This is a genomic window from Aphanothece hegewaldii CCALA 016 (assembly GCF_003007785.1).
Classification (GTDB): Bacteria; Cyanobacteriota; Cyanobacteriia; order Cyanobacteriales; family Microcystaceae; genus Chroococcus; species Chroococcus hegewaldii.
Map to the genome: position 1 here is coordinate 1 of NZ_PXOH01000046.1, position 16,255 is coordinate 16,255.

Consider the following 16,255-nt stretch of genomic DNA (forward strand, 5'->3'; position numbering starts at 1 on the left):
GGGGTTTAACCGTTGGGTCATCAAATCTTATTGAGATATGCCAACGTCCTTCTGGATGTAGCCTAACACTAACAGTACTCGGTTCACACCCCATAGGAATTTGTCTAGACCATCTAATCGGCAATGGTTCTGTACATTTTGCTAGAGTGATTTGTCTGTCTTTCCATTTAAAGGCTGACTTAGTAAATTCTGCACTACCTCTCTGATGTTTTTTCTTGAAATTGGGGTACTTGGCATGGCCTGCAAAGAAATTAGTAAAAGCACTTTGTAAATGCCTCAACCCCTGTTGCAAAGGGACACAGCTAACTTCATTTAAAAAACTTAATTCTTCTTGTTTTTTCCATTTGGTTAACATTGAAGAAGTTTGACTATATCCAACTCTTTCTTGACGTTCGTACCAAGCTTGCGTTCTTTCATGGAGTGCTTTATTGTACACATATCTTACGCAACCTAACGTGCGCCGCAGAAGCGACTCTTGTTCGGGCGTTGGGTAAAATCGGTAACTAAAAGCTTTTTCCATGTCTTACATTTTAACATATGTTTTGTGAAGATAGTACAATTAAAGAGTAAAGCCGTCCTTAAGGACGGGGTTTCTAACCCAAATTTTCGATGAAAATAAAACTATCTAATCTGGGAAAATTATTAATATTATTTTTCTTCTGCGTTGCTGTAGTGGTGGGGTGTCACTCCCAAAATACTCACCCAACAAATTCAACGATCAATCAAAATGGTCGTGTTACGATCGGAACAACATTAAAAACACGAACCCTCGATCCGGCGGATAATTACGAACTCGCTGGCATGATTCTTAGTTACAATCTAGGGGAAACTCTCTACACCTATAAACCTGGAACGACTAATTTAATCCCTTTATTAGCCCGCGAAATGCCGAAAATTAGTGATGATGGGCTAATTTATACGATTCCTCTGCGAAATGACGTGATTTTTCATGATGGCACACCGTTTAATGCTCAAGCGATGGTTTTCTCTCTAAGACGTTTTATTGAAAATGGGGGCGAACCTTCTTTTTTACTGTCTGATGCGATCGCAAAAGTCGAAGCAACAGGAGATGATGAAATACAAATTAAGCTAAAAAGTCCTTTTGCTGCTTTTACTGCATTACTCGCTTTTCCTGGAGCGTGTGCAGTATCACCCAAAGCTTACGAAATTGGCGAGGGTAAATTTGTTCCCGATCAATTTGTTGGAACAGGTCCCTATAAATTAGTCGAAGTTAAAAACGATTCTCTAAAATTAGCACCATTTGAACAATATTGGGGTGAAAAACCCAAAAATAAAGGGATCGATTTACAAATATACTTAGGAAATCCTGCAAATTTATTTAACGCGTTTAGTACAGGGACAGTAGATGTAGCTTATCAAAGTTTACAGGCTCCTCAAATTAGAAAACTACAAACCCAAGCAAAAGAGGGAAAATGGCAGGTAATAGAAGCATCAGGAACCGCTATTAGTTTTTTAGCCTTAAATGTGAAAACGGAACCAGTCAAAGAAAAAGCCGTTAGAAAAGCGATCGCATCTTTAATCGATCGTTCTTTACTCAATGAGAGAATCTTACAAGGACAAGGAGAACCTTTATACAGTCTAATTCCAAAAACCTTTGATGTCTATAAACCTGTTTTTCAGGAACAATACGGAGATCATCAAATAGAAAAAGCAAAACAATATCTTATAGAAGCTGGTTTTACCAAAGAAAACCCCGCTATTGTCGAAATTTGGCACTCTTCTAGTTCGGTTACGGCTAGTATGGTTGCAGGTGTTCTTAAAGCATTGGCGAAACGCGATTTAGACGATATGATTACCATAGAACCAAATAGTATTGCTTCTGCTGCATATTTTAAAAATGTAAGCCGAGGGTTATATAGTTCTGCTCTCTCTAACTGGTATCCTGATTTTTTAGATGCCGATAACTATATTCAACCCTTTTTGAGTTGTTCTAAAGGTTCTCCCCAAGATGGATGTTCTGAGGGTGGATCTCAGAGTCAGGGATCATTTTTTTATAACCAAGTCATCAACACATTAATTGAACAACAGCGTCAAGAACAAGATCCGAAAATTCGTCAAAATATTTTTGCTCAAATACAAGATATCCTTGCACAAGAAGTCCCGTATATTCCCCTCTGGCAAAGCAAAGATTATGCTTTCGTGCAAAATAAAATAAAAGGGATGATTCTTAATCCTAATCAACTTACCCCGTTTTGGACAATCCAACCCATTTAATCAGGAGTATAAACCATGTCAGGAAAACACATTTTAATGCTCGTTGGTAAATTTGTAATTTTCTTGACAAACACTCTTAAATGTGATACTAAAAATATGCCTGAAATTCGTTTTCAAATACAGTGGCCAGACGGTTCTCAAGAGATCTGCTATTCACCTTCTTTGGTCGTCAAAAAATACTTTACACCCCAGTGTAAATATGATTTAGATGATTTTGTTAACCGCTCGCGTACAGCCCTACAACTGGCAAGCGATCGGGTTAAAGCGAAATATGGTAGACCTTGCGGACTCGCTTTAGGACAACTCGAAGAAATAGAACTCAAATCTACTGAGTATAAAAACTTAGTGCAACCCAAAGTACAAGTAATTCAGTTTATTGAATAAACTCTTTTTTGTCACTTTGGGAGAATTGGACGAAATCACGACGTTACAGCCGACGAAAGAGCGAAATTTTACCCCAGTTTGACAAAAGAGAGTTTATTGTTGCTAGTTTTGCTCCAACAAGGAAGCTAAACTGCGGTTGTTTCAACGGCATAACTACCAGTTGAAGTGAATAAATCATTAAGTTCAAAAACGGAACCATCATTCTGAACGTAAGCAGCACCTTTATAGAGATCTGCTGCCAAATTAACAGCATATAAATGATTTCCGACAAAGCTCAGTTCACCGGGTTGCACCAAAGCTGGCTCATTGACGTAAATATCCAAATCAGCCAAACGTGCATCATAACCAAGTATGAGGTCAGTATGGAGGGCAACCACTTGAGTTGCATCGCTGGCATCAAGTCGATAGACTTTTTTTCTAAGATCGCGTCCTCCAAGTAGAAGTTGAACATCTCCAACTAGATCGTCCTCAAATGATGGGCCTGCAGGGTCAAGACCTATGACTGTTTTGATGCTTGGATTACCCAGCAAGCTATCATATCTATCGGCTGCAATTCCGCTAACGTGCGCCCCTAAGCTATGACCGATAAGGGTTGTCTTACTAGGAACAATATCTAATCTTTCTAAAAAATTTCCTAATTCTTGACCGACAACGAAGGTATCGTAAGCAGATTCGGGATAAACTGCGTTCGTGGCTAAATCTGACCAATCTGTTAAAAATATATTAGCCTTGGGGTCATATTGAATAATAGAAGAGGCTAAATCGACCCATTTTGTATCGTTCACTGGATAATCTTGCCAACCGTGAGTCAAAACATAAGTTGCTTGAGTGCGATTAAAGACTCTATTATTACCCCATATATAAAAGTCGGCAGAATTTGTAGTTTGATACAAGGTAAATTGACTATTTGGAGTAGTTTGACCATCGAGGAGTTTTATTAATGTCCTGTTGGGTCGTGCTAGGGGATCGCTGTCTGGCTCTTTCGGTAGATGAATATCGAGCAAATCAAAAATGAGGTTTTCATTTTGAGTATTGCTGCTGAGAATATTTGCAGTTTGATACAAGGTAGATTCACTTGTTGAAGTAGTACCGCTATTGACAAGTCCAGTTAATGTATTTAAGGAGGATTGTACTAAGGGATCTGTATTCCAGAAGAGTTCTCCTTCGCCAGATTGTGCCATCAATTGATGCTGGTTTAGCTGTTGAAAGTTCGTATCAAATACGTTTATCATCTTTTCTCCTCACAGTTTTAGGTGATTTCATTTAATGTATGAATGTCCATAATTTACTGATTTTTAACTAATTTTCTATCTATCTAAAGAAGAATTATAGAGATCTATCTATAGAATGGTTATATTTAAAGCAATCCTAGAAAAATCGGTGATTTATGACTTGTTCAGTCGAATTTAGAAGCCGATCGCGTTAGAAAAGCGTCTTTAAAAATAGGGACTGGTGGATCGGATAAACCAATGCTCTATCGCCGACGGGTCATGTGAGGGTCTTTTCCTTGACTTAATTGTTTTGGTTTTATGTCAACTCGATTTTTAATCCTTACTACAAAAGGCAATCATTTACAGGCACTGCCGTTGAACGAATGACTAAATGTAAAAATTTCTGGTTTGCGGTCGCTTTTATGTTGTTGACTTCAAAGCTATCAAACGAGCAATTTTCTTTGTTCTAATTAAAGAATGAATTACTCAAGTTGGTTAACAATTATTAATATTTTGAAAAACTTATCTAATGCAAAAGTAATTCAAACTTCCAAACTGGTTTAAAAATTCGTTTTACCGTCATAATAAAGGAAAGTCTTTAGTAAAGGTAGTATCATTTATGGAATTCAATGAATTAGGACTAATTTTATTAATCTTCTTCAATGGTGCGGTTTGTCTTTTCTTGCCCCGTGTCCTTACCCTAAATTGGTCTGGAAAAAGATAGATTAGTTAATTTTTGTAACTAAAGTCTTGCGTAATTTAACAATTTCGTCTAGATAATTTGGGGCAGGTTCATTACAAATTTGACAGGTTGTTAATTTACCTTACGTCGGGTGGTTTTACGGCGTTTGGGGGTCGATGGAAGGGCGGCGGGTTGACCATTAGTCGAACCATTAAAACCATTAGTTTCTATCGGCTCACTCACAATTGGAATTGTAAAATGAAACTGACTACCTTGATTTTTTCCAGCCGATACAGCCCAGATTTCTCCACCCCAATTATTGACAATTTGCCGACAAATCGCTAATCCTAAACCAGTTCCGCCGATACTTCTCCGTAATGCTCCTTCTTCTTGATAAAAGCGTTCAAATACTGTTTCTAATCGATTTGGTTCAATGCCGCGCCCTGTATCGGAGACAGTCACCTCTAAAGCTTGTAGATTAGGATGAGTAACATCGATCGTAATACTTCCCTCTGGACTGGTAAACTTACAGGCATTATCCAAAAGCTTCGTTAAAACCTCAACGACCCATTCTCCATCTGCTAAAACAAGAGGTAAATCATAAGAAATACAATTTTCAATCTTGGGTAAATTACTTTCTAAATTACGAGCGCGAATATGACTCAAGGATAACTCAACGCATTCTGCAAGGGAAAGTGGTTCAGGATGCCATTGTACACGCCCACTTTCTAGCTGTGATAGAGTTAAGAAATCTTGAATTAGTTTACGCATTCGTTCGGCATCATGTAAAGCTGTATCAAGCATCACTTGACGCAGTTCTGGAGACATATCAGGTTCAGTCGCCAAACTTTCTAGACAAACTTGAATCGTCGAAAGAGGAGTGCGTAATTCATGACCCGTAATTGCAACTAAATTAGAGCGAGTCCGATCTAATGCTTCTAACTGCTCATTAAGATCCTGTAAACTAGCATAGGCTTCAGCTTGAATCAACGCTACACCGACTTGAGTGGCAACAGCATCGACTAAAGCAATATCTTCACTTTTCCATGTGGTCGGAACTGGGCCACAATGATGTAGTTCCACCATTCCGAGTAAGCGACCTTGATATAAAATCGGCACCAGTAGCCATGATAAAATAGAACAGCTTTGTACTAAATTTTGTAACGATTCGCTAGAATTTGGGTCATTAATTCGCGGATCATGAAGCGCATCATCAATACTAATCGATTCACGTAATTGTAAAATTTCTTCAAATAATGGATTATTTTTGAGTGGCCAATTTCGCCCTTTAATAGAACCAATTCCATCATTTAAAAACTCATGTTTGATCGTAGCTGTTACATCAGTTGCATTACAGCGATAAACTAGACAGCGACAAACGCCTAAACCTTCGCCTAATTTTTGTACTGCTACTTGTAAGATTTCTTCTGGGTCTAGAAAACGACGAATTGCACTGGTAATTGAATTAATTAAACGTTCTTTTTGTTCTTTAGAAGCCAGAGATCGATTAGCTTTAAGAATTTTGTATTGTCCAGCTTGAAGATAGGTAACTAATCTTTGGACAAAAGGATCTGGATAATTTAGGGAGGATTGAACAGCGATCGCTAATTTTTGCGTATCGGAATCAAGATACAGGCGATTTGCTTCTTGTATTTTAGGGGCTAATTCAGGACGATAATATAAAATCCGATCTAATAAGAGTTTAGCGGCCATTTGAGTAACGAGACGATCTGATGTCCAAATACCCTCAAAACGACGGCTATTATCCATCGCGGTTTCGATTTTTTCTTGTTCAACAATTTGGGTACGTTCTCGACAAAGTAGACAACTTGCGTAGTGTTTCCCAATAACAATTAAATGCCATTCTTCAGCGAGTCCGTCGGTGGGTTCAAATGCGATCGTTTCGTATACATCAGAACGATTACTAAATTCTGTTTCAGGGGCGGCTAAAACATATACTTGAGATGTTTGACTCGCAATTCTTTGATAGCGATGAGCTTCCTGACGATAAAAACGTTCACGCTGAAAACTCGCAATAACAAGAGGTTGATCCGCTTCGGCGAGTACTTGATCTTCCATAGCATGGGAAAGAGCCGTTAAGGAAGCCTTAAAGTACATTTGTGGTCGCCAATTCGGAATAAATTGCAATAGTTCCGCTAGGACAGAAGTTGAGATGCTCATTTAAAATGTTTTTCCCTATGTCCTGAGTAAGCAAAATGGCTTTGAGTTAAACAATCCTTTTTACTAGAGTAATGTTTAGAGTGTTCAAAGGCCAAGACAATCTCTAAAAAACTTATTCTTGAGTTTGGCGACTACGGTATATAGTCTAAAAGGAATTTGGCTTTATTTTGAAAATTCCTGCTAAAATCATTTCAAGTTAATTAGGAAAAAGTGATCAATACAATTATGATTTTACCTGGCGCAACTGTACGAGTAATTAACCCCGATGATACTTACTATCGTTTTGAAGGATTAGTACAACGGCTCAGTGATGGTAATGTTGCCGTCTTATTTGAAGGGGGAAACTGGGATAAACTGGTTACTTTCAAATTATCAGAATTAGAAGAAGTCGTTCTTACTCCCGCTAAGAAAAAGTAAAGTTATGCGTTTACCTTTACCGCAATTCACGAGCGATCGCCGTCAGCCCAATCATATTGCTGAAGTGATCGAAACCGCAAGCACAGGTATTTTAGCCCAATGTTTAGAACCTGAAGAATTAAAATTCCCCATGATGCCGGCTTTTGGCAGTTGGGTTAAAGCTTATGATGAGCAATCAGGTTATAAAATTATTGGAGTAGTCACCTATGCTACCACAACTCCCATTGATTCAGTCCATCGGGCTAGGGCGTTGGGTTTAACTCTCGCTGAATTGCGCGAACAACAGCCCCAAATTTTCGCTATGCTAAAAACGGAGTTTCGGGCGGCAATTGTTGGGTTTGAAGTGCCTCATCGTTCTTCTAATGGACATTCTGCCCAATTTGGCGAAGTTTATCAATATTTACCCCCGCGTCCGCCCCAAATTCATCAAGCTGTCTATCAATGTGAACCCTCAGAAGTAGTACATTTTAGCGAACAGTTGGAGTTTTTAAGAATTTTACTACAAGTTCGAGAAAGTCCCCCAGAAGCTTTAGCGGCGGCATCTATTAGAGATATCTATCAACTGAGAAAAGCCGATCGCCAATGGTTAGTCAAAGTGGGTAGACAGTTAAGTATACTACTAAAGGATGATTACGATCGTCTACGCTATATCCTCAGTCAAATTCATCTAAACTGATTAAATAGTAATGAGGACTACAGCAAAATCCTAAAATTTAAGGATGAGTCCAAAGTGCGTATAGATGAAAATGAAAGCGCGAGTCATGTGGATGCAACAAAAAAATAACGCTTCTAAAGACTGGTTTTGGGCATTTTGGCCAGTTGTCCCCATTTATCCTTATAGTCAACGGCGTACACTCCGTCAAGAAGTCGTTAGTAATACGATTTGGACGTTTGAGCAGTTACAGGGAATTTTTTATGTTGTTGTTCCCATCCGCATGACGGTTATTAAACTAGCACAAGGTGGCTTATTAGTCTATGCACCTGTGGCACCGACCCCGGAATGTCTTAGATTAGTCAATGAATTAGTCGAAGAACACGGCGATATTAAATATATTATCCTGCCGACGATTTCTGGAGTAGAACATAAGGTATTTGTCGGGCCATTTGCGAATAGGTTTCCCAAAGCTCAAGTTTTTGTCGCACCTTATCAGTGGAGTTTTCCCGTTAATCTTCCCCTTAGTTGGTTGGGTTTTCCTCCAGATAGAACATACATATTACCAAAAGATAGTAGTCAAGTTCCCTTTGCTGATGAGTTTGATTATCGAATTTTGGGGCCAATTTATTTAGGACCTGGACGTTTTGCAGAAGTGGCGTTATTTCATAAACAATCACAGACTCTACTCCTAACTGATTCTATTATTTCTGTTCCTACTGAACCACCCGCGATTATTCGACTCGATCCTTATCCGTTGCTTTTCCATGCTAAAGATAGTGCATTTGACCTGATGCCCAATAATCTAGAAAATTACCGCAAAGGATGGCAAAGAATTTGTTTATTTGCTCTCTATTTTCGTTCCAGTGTTTTAGAGGTTCCACCTTGGGTACAAGTTTTTCGTAATGCTCTAAAAGCCGCAGAAAAGTCGAAAAAAGCGTATTTTGGTTTATTTCCGTTCCGATGGCGAGAAAATTGGCAACAGTCTTTTGAGGCACTGCGTCGAAACGGTGAGCCATTCGTTGCACCCATCCTACAGACTTTAATTTTAAACCGTGCGCCAATAGAAACGTTATCTTGGGCAAATCAAGTCGCACAATGGAACTTTAATAAAATTATTCCGTGTCATTTTGATGCACCTATCTCAGCAACTCCACAACAATTCCGTCAAGCGTTTAGTTTTTTAGAAAAAGATTCGGCAATTAATTATAACTTTTTAGTCGAGCAAGATGTTTCCTTTCTCAATGAGCTTGAAATCAAATTAGAAAAAACGCGCTTACTTCCACCCGCACAACCTAAGATATAATGGTCAAAACCAAGAAATCTTTTACCAAACTCAGAAGAAATAGAGGAGATAAACGAACTCTAACTCGATTAAGTTCGATTAGCGATTCTCAGCTTTTTCATTGTTCAATTTTTCTTTTGTTTTCTTAACCAAAACTCAGGTTACAGCTTAACTCACATTAAGTAATGTAACTATTTTATAATGTTCAAATTTACAAAAAACTGGTCAAAAGATTTCGATATTTCGATTGTTTTAATACTTATTGCTGGATTAATTTTTCGAGGAGCGATCGCTTATTGGATCGCCCCTGGTTACGATGAATCTTATTATTATATTTATAGTCATCAACTCGATTGGAGCTACTTTGATCATCCGCCTATGGTCGCTCTATCAACGGGTTTGGGTACATGGATCACTGGAATATCCAATCAATTTACAATCCGTTGGGGAGCATTGCTTTTATATACTGGCAGTTTATGGCTACTCTATTTAACAGGTAAGCGACTTTTTAATCCTTATGTTGCTAAACTAACGCTAATTATTGCTTCAATTATTCCCGCTTTTCTGCTGGTCTTTGGCATTTTTACTTTACCTGATGTACCACTGATTTTCTTTTGGTCAGCAAGCTTTTATTGTGCCGTTAGCGAATTTTTTAGGGATGCGGAACCCTATCGCCCCACCTATCGCCTAGCTATTTTAGGAGTTTTAGTTGGACTTACTTGCTTAAGTAAATATCATGGCTTTATCTTAGGCTTAGGATTTGTTATTTTTTGCTTGACAATTCCTCGGTATTATGCTGTATTTCGCTCAGGTTGGCTTTGGTTAGGATTGGCATTGTTTATCATTACGCTGTTTCCTTTATGGTATTGGAATATACAACATGATTGGGTTTCTTTTGGTTTTCATCTTTCTAAACGTTTTAAAACGCCCAAAACGTTTAATATTTTGGGTGTATTGGGTGTTGTATTAGGAACTATTTTATTTATGTTTCCGGGTTTGGGGCTGCCGCTCTGGTGGATTATGGGAAAGAATTTAGGGCAACAAATCCCAACTTTTTTTTCAAGGAAAGCGCATCGTAACCGTAGTGATCTAGCAGATAGACAATGGCTAATTCTTTGTGTATCTGTACCGCTTATTGTCGGATTTAGTTTCGTTGGAGGTTATTACTTTGTCACGCCGAGTTGGGTATTACCCGGTTTTTGGACACCGACTTTATTACTCGGATACTGGATGGGACAAAAGTCGAAACGCTCGGCTTATCGATGGTTAAAATATTCAGGAATAACGATCGCAAGTTTATTGTTATTGGCGTTACTACATCTTAATTTGGGTATTTTTCAGAAACCGAGTCAATATGGATTATTTGGGGGAATTGTAGCACCATTAGACGATGTTTCAACAGAGGTTTTAGATATTACACAATTACAGCAAGCTTTTGTCGATTCCCCAGTTTTTTCGGCTGCTTTAGCCAATTCCCAGTTTATTTTTACTCACACTTACTTTATCGGTGGATTAATTGATTTAGCAATTTATCCTCTTAAACCGATTCCAGTCACTTGCTTTTGTGAAGATCCTCGGGGCTTTGCTTTTTGGAATGATCCCCAGGAATGGTTAGGAAAAAATGGCTTATTTATTACTAACAAACGATTTGTGGAGAAGCCTGAAGTCATAGAACAATATCGCCCTTATTTTCAAGAATATCAGAAATTAGGAGAGATTCCCATCAAACGGGGTGGCGTTGTGACTAATATTTTTTATGTTTATCAGGGGATAAATTTTTTAAAGGTATATCCTTAATTTAAGATTTGACTTTTTGAGAATAGAACGACGCAGATTCTTTTCCTTTAGTACAATCAATCGTAAATTGAATTAAATGATAACTCACTAAAGCAATATGAATCAGGGTTTGAATTTCACCTTTTTTCAAAGCTGGCCAAGCCATTTGCCAAAAAGTTTGGCGATAATGACTAAATAAGCCAACTCTAATCATTAGATTCAATAAAATAGTTAAACCTTTGATTATATTTTGAGGAGAAGTACGAGCGGGACTATTAGGAACTTGAATCCGATTAGAAAAGGTATGTAAAGCATTATAAGCAAAGCGTTCATACAGAAATTCAGGACGATAAGCCGTCGAGATACATTTTTTCCACATTCCAACAACTTCTTCATATGGCATTAAAAATTTAATATTTGATTCTCGATTTTCATCACTAATAATTCTATTTTCCTTCTCTAATCTATCCCATAAAGCGGTTTTAGGAAGTGCATAAAGTAGATTAATTGTCAACATCGGTATTTGAGAGAGGCGAATAAATTCCAAGATGTTATCTACTGTTTTAGGGCTATCCGTATCAAAGCCTAAAATAATTCCTGAAACGACTTCTAAACCATAGCTATTTAAAATTTTCACTGCTTTTAAAATCGGCATACTCAAATTATGCTGTTTAGAAATAGCTTGTAAAGCATCTGGTTCAGGGGTTTCAATTCCACAAAAAACAGTACAGAAATAAGCCTCTCTCATCATTTCTAATAATTTGGGACTTTGGGCTAAATTGAGTGTTGCTTCACAGGCAAATTGTACGGGATAACCATTCTTTTTCTGCCAAGCTATTAAATCTGGAAGTAAATCATTAAGAGCTTGACGATTTCCGACAAAATTATCATCGACAAAATAAATAGCCCCTGGATTGCCTGATGCTAAAATTGCGTCTAATTCAGCGATGATTTGTTGTGGTGTTTTAAGTCGAGGATTGCGTCCATATAAAGTCGGTATATCACAAAATTCGCAATTATAGGGGCAGCCACTCGAAAACTGAATACTACCGATAAAATATTGATTTAAATTAATCAGATGATAAGCTGGGATCGGAAATTCACTTAGAGGTAATCTTTTTTGAGTTTGAAAGCGAATTTGTTGCGTCGGACGATTTTGATGTTCATCCAAATATTGAATCATAGCATCGGTTGCATCGCCTAATTCTCCTAAATGTAATAGATCAAAATCAGGATAATATTCAGGACAAGCGGAAACAGAAGGCCCACCAACAACCGTTATTTTGCCGACTTGATGGGCTAATTGATTAATCCGATTAATTTGCGGCCGTTGTATGTGCATCCCACTGACAATAATTGCATCTGCCCAAAGATAGTCTTTTTGTGTTGCAGACGTAATATTTTCATCAATCAGGCGAACTTCCCATTCTTTTGGTAAATAAGCAGCAACAATCAAAATACCTTGAGGTGGCATGAAAGCTTTTACTTTACCCATTAAAGGATAGGCATAATGAAAAGTACCAAAAGAGCGGCTATATTTCGGAAAAATACAAAGAATACGGCGATGATTGCGGGGTAGATAAGGTACTTTGTCAGGGAGCGTCTCTGCTAGGGTAGTTGTCAACATAATCTTGTTTTTCAACTAAAATAATTTTTTTTAAGAGCATATGTCGCAATATACTCTTAGTTTCCTTATTTTATAAACAAAATTTCGGTTTTTTCACAGAATCACTCTAGGGAGTTAAATCAATAAATGATGACTAGCTTTGTCGGCGATAAAATCTTTGATGAACAAATCACTTGATAAATTTGAACTTGATTTTTAAAGAATTGTTACCCCCCTCTTTTTAGCAGGGAAGAAGGGGGCGGTTAGGGGAGTTAGATCGCAAAAACTCTTAAATTTAAGCCAAAATCAGGTTATTTAAGGTTTTTTGAATTTACTCCAACCGGCATATTGCGCTTTACTGCCTAATTCCTCTTCAATACGAAGAATTTGGTTAAGCTTAGAAAGACGTTCACCGCGACAAGGTGCGCCAGTTTTAATCTCTCCAACGTTGGTCGCAACGGCTAAATCTGCGATAAAATCATCGGGTGTTTCTCCAGAGCGATGACTCATCATACAGGTATAACCCGCATCGACGGAAATCTTAATCGCTTCTAGGGTTTCGGTGATTGAACCAATTTGGTTAACTTTGATCAGAGAACTATTTCCTACTTTATCCGCGATCGCTTTTTTAATAATGCTAGGATTAGTGACAAACGCATCATCACCGACTAATTGTATTCGATTTCCTAAACGCTCTGTCAGCAGTTGCCAACCTTTCCAATCTTGTTCACCTAATCCATCTTCGATCGATATAATTGGAAATTGATTAACCCAACTTTCCCACATATCGATCATTTGTTCAGATGTTTTCTTACTCTTATCTGATTTGTAGAATTCATACATCCCATCTTCTCGATAAAGTTCGCTTGTTGCTGGATCTAGAGCGATCGAAATCTCTTCACCTGCTTTAAATCCTGCTTTCTCGATTCCTTCTAAAATCAATTCTAGTGCTTCAATATTCGTCTTTAGACTAGGTGCAAAACCGCCTTCATCTCCCACCCCTGTACTGTATCCTTTTGACTTGAGGATCGATTTAAGAGCATGATAAACCTCAGCACCCATCCGTAACGACTCAGAAAAAGTCGGTGCGCCAACGGGTACAATCATATATTCTTGAAAATCAACGGTATTATCGGCGTGTGCGCCACCATTGAGGATATTAAAGCAAGGAGCAGGTAAAAGAATCGCGCCATCTCCACCTAGATACTTGTACAACGGTAAATCAACCGATTCTGATGCCGCACGAGCCACCGCCATCGAAACGCCTAAAATTGCGTTTGCTCCAAGATTCCCTTTATTTTCAGTACCGTCTAACTCCAACATCTTATGATCAATAGATGCTTGATTGGTTGCATCCATGCCTTTAAGAGTATCTGCGATCGCTCCATTTATGTTAGCAACGGCTTTGAGAACGCCTTTTCCGCCATAACGTTTCACATCTCCATCTCTTAATTCTAAAGCTTCGCGGATGCCTGTAGATGCACCTGAAGGAACGGCGGCTCTACCTTTGCTACCGTCTTCAAGGATAACATCTACCTCAACGGTGGGATTACCGCGAGAATCTAAAATCTCTCTTCCGTGAATTGTAGTGATCGCTGTCATAATATTTAGTCTTGGTGTTTATAAGTAACTACACTATCAAATAGTTGCATTAAGAGAGTATTAGGATTTGCTTAAGTTTTTTGGCGATTGTAACTATCTACAATTGCTCTAACTCTATTAAAGTAAACGAGGTAAACTAACACCACAAAATCTTATTTTCTAATTGGTCTGATTAAACTCTAAAATCTGTTCTGCTGTTACTTGTGGTTTCTCTAAATGGGGAACATGACCACATTCAGTAATCCACACTAGCTTACTATTAGGAATTAATTTTTTAAATTTTGTTGCATCCTTAATTCCCAAAATTTTATCATTTTCTCCCCATAGAATTAAGGTGGGTTGTTTAATCGCAGATATTTTATCTAAAAATGAACCATATCCCCCACTTTTAGTAAAAGCAATGAGGGCTTTATTCCAGTTATCGCATTGTAAATGCAAGGCGGCGCAAAGTTGAGCATCTAAACTCGCAAAGGTTTTATCATAGTATGCGGCTTTACTGATCGATCGTCTGACTGAAGGATTTTTGAGGAAAGCAGTGGCGAAAAAGTCAAGGGGATAAAACATATATTTACCTAAAATCGGCGGTTTGGCTAATCCTGCACTATCGATTAACACTAATTTTTCGACGACTTCTGGATAAGATAAGGTAAAATCTAAGGCTGTTGCTCCTCCCATCGAAGCACCCACTAAAATAACTGGACGTTGTATAAATGTTTTCCAAAAAAAATACAAATGGCTTTTAATTGTTTCAGGAGTTATAGATAAATCTAAACGTCTTTCACTAAAACCAAATCCTAATAAATCTACTGCCCATGTTTCGTGATTTTGTGCCAGAATCGGCAATAAACGGCGATATTCAAATAAAGAACTATCAAACCCATGTAATAACAGGATAGGTGTTCCTCCTTCTCCTTGTTGTATATAAGTTGTTGCGATCGTTTGTAAACTTAGAGGGGTATTTAAAGAAGTAACTTGAATCTGTTTGGCTAGAGTTATTGAGGTAGATTCGGTTAGATTATCGATCGCTTCATTTAAAAAAGAAATACTTGTCACGCTAATGAGCTTATCCTAAAAACATACTACTATTTTGACAAATTTCTGTCATTAGGGCATCCATTCTAGAACAATACCAAAACGATTATCTTTCGCTTCGGGTGAGTTTTGTGCGCTAATATCGGCAGCTAGACGAAGCTTAGAGGTTAAAGCATATCCTACCGAAAAATTGGTAATACCGACTTCATCACTTGTCCCTGGAGAAACAAAACTTTGAGTAACTGAAATATCCGCCCCACCATTGCGAGAGAGGGATAACATTAATTTTAATCCCACATTCACGCCATCAGTAGAATAGTGATTCGTTTCTATATAACGATATCCGACGACTGGGGCAATATTAACGGGATAACCCAAAGGTAAAATATAGTACTGCAGATCGCCTCCGACGCTTTCTCGTTTGCCATTAAATGATGCTTGATAATCTCCTCTAATAGTTAATCCCGTTTTGCCAATAAATACATCTTCTACCCCGAAGTTTATTCCTGCTGAATCATCGGATGAGGGAAACTGAGAATAACCTAATCTTAAGCGAGTCCGAAAAGCGGGATCATATTTAATATCTTCTAAAACATTTGGAATTTCTTTTAACCAACGTTGTAAAACTGGGCTATCTTGTATAATTTCTGGTTTAAGATCAATGATTTGATCTTCTGTGGTTTGGCTTTTGGCTTGATGAGGAATTAAAAATAAAGATATTTCAAAAAAACAAATAAAAAATTTTTTTAATAAATTCATAAAAAAAATAATTAATCCTTTGAATGTAGGGTTTTGGTCAATAAACCCACTATTAACCCTCTATTTTAAATTTTAGACTGATTAGAGATCAACAAATTTAACCGCCGTTCCACTAGCTGCAACCATTAACATATTGCCGCCATTGCTAATACCTATTGATTCATAATCAATATCAACACTAATAATTGCATTAGCCCCTAATCTTTGTGCGGCATCAATCATTTCACGGATTGCAGTTTCTCTAGCCTGTCGTAAAGACTGTTCATAACCTCCAGAACGACCCCCAACAATATCACGAATTCCCGCAAAAAAATCTTTAAAAATATTCGCGCCTAAAATTGCTTCACCATTGACTAAACCGCAGTATTGAATAATTTTTTTACCTTCAATGGATGGCGATGTTGTGACAATCATTAATAAATACTCCTTTATT

Annotated in this window: 14 protein-coding genes; 6 read left to right on the forward strand and 8 right to left on the reverse strand. The window is 37.8% G+C overall.

The window, feature by feature from the left end; translation table 11 throughout:
* A partial coding sequence (locus tag C7H19_RS22905) for an RNA-guided endonuclease InsQ/TnpB family protein (protein ID WP_146136575.1) occupies positions 1–520 on the reverse strand: 520 nt, incomplete at its 3' end.
* 89 nt (positions 521–609) lie between these two features.
* On the opposite strand from C7H19_RS22905, the gene C7H19_RS22910 reads away from it, so the two are divergent.
* Positions 610–2,235 carry an ABC transporter substrate-binding protein gene (locus tag C7H19_RS22910; RefSeq protein WP_106459234.1) on the forward strand — a complete coding sequence of 542 codons (1,626 nt, stop codon included), beginning with the start codon at positions 610–612 and terminating at the stop codon, positions 2,233–2,235.
* A 15-nt stretch (positions 2,236–2,250) separates the two neighbouring features.
* On the forward strand, positions 2,251–2,619 hold the full coding sequence (locus C7H19_RS22915; RefSeq protein ID WP_245927729.1) for an MSMEG_0570 family nitrogen starvation response protein: 369 nt from the start codon (positions 2,251–2,253) through the stop codon (positions 2,617–2,619).
* Positions 2,620–2,744: 125 nt separating this feature from the next.
* On the opposite strand, the gene C7H19_RS22920 is transcribed toward C7H19_RS22915, so the two are convergent.
* Together C7H19_RS22920 and C7H19_RS22925 are read right to left on the reverse strand one after the other, a co-directional pair.
* Positions 2,745–3,851, reverse strand: coding sequence for an alpha/beta hydrolase family protein (locus C7H19_RS22920; protein WP_106459235.1), 1,107 nt, complete (start codon positions 3,849–3,851; stop codon positions 2,745–2,747).
* A 793-nt stretch (positions 3,852–4,644) separates the two neighbouring features.
* Positions 4,645–6,693 carry a DICT sensory domain-containing protein gene (locus C7H19_RS22925; protein ID WP_106459236.1) on the reverse strand — a complete coding sequence of 683 codons (2,049 nt, stop codon included), beginning with the start codon at positions 6,691–6,693 and terminating at the stop codon, positions 4,645–4,647.
* A gap of 225 nt (positions 6,694–6,918) precedes the next feature.
* Here C7H19_RS22925 and C7H19_RS22930 point away from each other — a divergent pair, with 225 nt between their 5' ends.
* The 4 genes from C7H19_RS22930 to C7H19_RS22945 all read left to right on the forward strand — a co-directional run bounded on the left by C7H19_RS22930 (position 6,919) and on the right by C7H19_RS22945 (position 10,844).
* On the forward strand, positions 6,919–7,110 hold the full coding sequence (locus C7H19_RS22930) for an NAD(P)H dehydrogenase subunit NdhS (RefSeq protein WP_106459237.1): 192 nt from the start codon (positions 6,919–6,921) through the stop codon (positions 7,108–7,110).
* 4 nt (positions 7,111–7,114) lie between these two features.
* Positions 7,115–7,786 (forward strand): HAS-barrel domain-containing protein, encoded by a 672-nt coding sequence (locus C7H19_RS22935; RefSeq protein ID WP_106459238.1) that lies wholly within the window; start codon positions 7,115–7,117, stop codon positions 7,784–7,786.
* Positions 7,787–7,856: 70 nt separating this feature from the next.
* Positions 7,857–9,068, forward strand: a complete 1,212-nt coding sequence (locus tag C7H19_RS22940) for a DUF4336 domain-containing protein (RefSeq protein WP_425428929.1) — start codon at positions 7,857–7,859, stop codon at positions 9,066–9,068.
* Between the two features lie 180 nt (positions 9,069–9,248).
* Positions 9,249–10,844: an ArnT family glycosyltransferase gene (locus C7H19_RS22945; RefSeq protein WP_106459239.1), complete on the forward strand. Its 1,596-nt coding sequence runs from the start codon at positions 9,249–9,251 to the stop codon at positions 10,842–10,844.
* A 1-nt stretch (position 10,845) separates the two neighbouring features.
* Here the strand turns inward: C7H19_RS22945 and C7H19_RS22950 are convergent, their stop codons facing one another.
* The 5 genes from C7H19_RS22950 to C7H19_RS22970 form a co-directional block, all read right to left on the reverse strand.
* Positions 10,846–12,450, reverse strand: coding sequence for a B12-binding domain-containing radical SAM protein (locus C7H19_RS22950; protein ID WP_106459240.1), 1,605 nt, complete (start codon positions 12,448–12,450; stop codon positions 10,846–10,848).
* A 294-nt stretch (positions 12,451–12,744) separates the two neighbouring features.
* Positions 12,745–14,031 (reverse strand): phosphopyruvate hydratase, encoded by a 1,287-nt coding sequence (gene eno / locus C7H19_RS22955; RefSeq protein ID WP_106459241.1) that lies wholly within the window; start codon positions 14,029–14,031, stop codon positions 12,745–12,747.
* Between the two features lie 159 nt (positions 14,032–14,190).
* Entirely contained in the window at positions 14,191–15,075 is an 885-nt protein-coding gene (locus C7H19_RS22960) for an alpha/beta fold hydrolase (protein WP_106459254.1), read from the reverse strand.
* A gap of 60 nt (positions 15,076–15,135) precedes the next feature.
* Positions 15,136–15,822 (reverse strand): hypothetical protein, encoded by a 687-nt coding sequence (locus C7H19_RS22965; protein WP_106459242.1) that lies wholly within the window; start codon positions 15,820–15,822, stop codon positions 15,136–15,138.
* 81 nt (positions 15,823–15,903) lie between these two features.
* Positions 15,904–16,236: a heavy metal-binding domain-containing protein gene (locus tag C7H19_RS22970; RefSeq protein WP_106459243.1), complete on the reverse strand. Its 333-nt coding sequence runs from the start codon at positions 16,234–16,236 to the stop codon at positions 15,904–15,906.
* Positions 16,237–16,255: the final 19 nt, after the last annotated feature.

Coding starts and splice junctions, on each gene's coding strand:
- C7H19_RS22910 (WP_106459234.1), top strand. CDS start 610: ATGAAAATAAAACTATCTAATCTGGGAAAATTATTAATATTATTTTTC.
- C7H19_RS22915 (WP_245927729.1), top strand. CDS start 2,251: ATGTCAGGAAAACACATTTTAATGCTCGTTGGTAAATTTGTAATTTTC.
- C7H19_RS22920 (WP_106459235.1), bottom strand. CDS start 3,851: ATGATAAACGTATTTGATACGAACTTTCAACAGCTAAACCAGCATCAA.
- C7H19_RS22925 (WP_106459236.1), bottom strand. CDS start 6,693: ATGAGCATCTCAACTTCTGTCCTAGCGGAACTATTGCAATTTATTCCG.
- C7H19_RS22930 (WP_106459237.1), top strand. CDS start 6,919: ATGATTTTACCTGGCGCAACTGTACGAGTAATTAACCCCGATGATACT.
- C7H19_RS22935 (WP_106459238.1), top strand. CDS start 7,115: ATGCGTTTACCTTTACCGCAATTCACGAGCGATCGCCGTCAGCCCAAT.
- C7H19_RS22940 (WP_425428929.1), top strand. CDS start 7,857: ATGAAAGCGCGAGTCATGTGGATGCAACAAAAAAATAACGCTTCTAAA.
- C7H19_RS22945 (WP_106459239.1), top strand. CDS start 9,249: ATGTTCAAATTTACAAAAAACTGGTCAAAAGATTTCGATATTTCGATT.
- C7H19_RS22950 (WP_106459240.1), bottom strand. CDS start 12,450: ATGTTGACAACTACCCTAGCAGAGACGCTCCCTGACAAAGTACCTTAT.
- eno (WP_106459241.1), bottom strand. CDS start 14,031: ATGACAGCGATCACTACAATTCACGGAAGAGAGATTTTAGATTCTCGC.
- C7H19_RS22965 (WP_106459242.1), bottom strand. CDS start 15,822: ATGAATTTATTAAAAAAATTTTTTATTTGTTTTTTTGAAATATCTTTA.
- C7H19_RS22970 (WP_106459243.1), bottom strand. CDS start 16,236: ATGATTGTCACAACATCGCCATCCATTGAAGGTAAAAAAATTATTCAA.